General features: G+C 31.7%; 1 protein-coding gene. It reads left to right on the top strand.

The genetic code is table 11. From position 1 onward, the window contains the following. Positions 1-219, top strand: a 219-nt coding sequence (locus AOA60_RS29595) for a DUF2975 domain-containing protein (protein WP_143522596.1), incomplete at its 5' end; no start/stop codon positions are given. Positions 220-246: the final 27 nt, after the last annotated feature.

Genomic DNA, 246 nt, shown 5'->3' with positions numbered 1-246 from the left:
GCATTAGGGAATATAAAATACTGCGCCATAGTAATTACGATTTTATATGTCATTGGGAGTATTTTTCTCATCACACAAAACGCCTTACACCCTTTTATAGGAACCGTGGGCTTCATTATTATTTTTGCTTCAATTGTGATAGGAACTTTTACTGCAGTTTTACAGAAACTATTAAAAAGGGCTTTAGAAATAAAATTAGAAAATGATTTAACGGTATGAGGTGAAAGAATGGCTATTGTTGTTAAT

The organism is Pseudomonas sp. 2822-17, assembly GCF_002742485.1.
In the GTDB taxonomy this organism is placed as follows: domain Bacteria; phylum Pseudomonadota; class Gammaproteobacteria; order Pseudomonadales; family Pseudomonadaceae; genus Aquipseudomonas; species Aquipseudomonas cyclaminis.
Note: the sequence above shows the minus strand (reverse complement) of the source record. Positions and strands in the feature narration are given on the sequence as shown.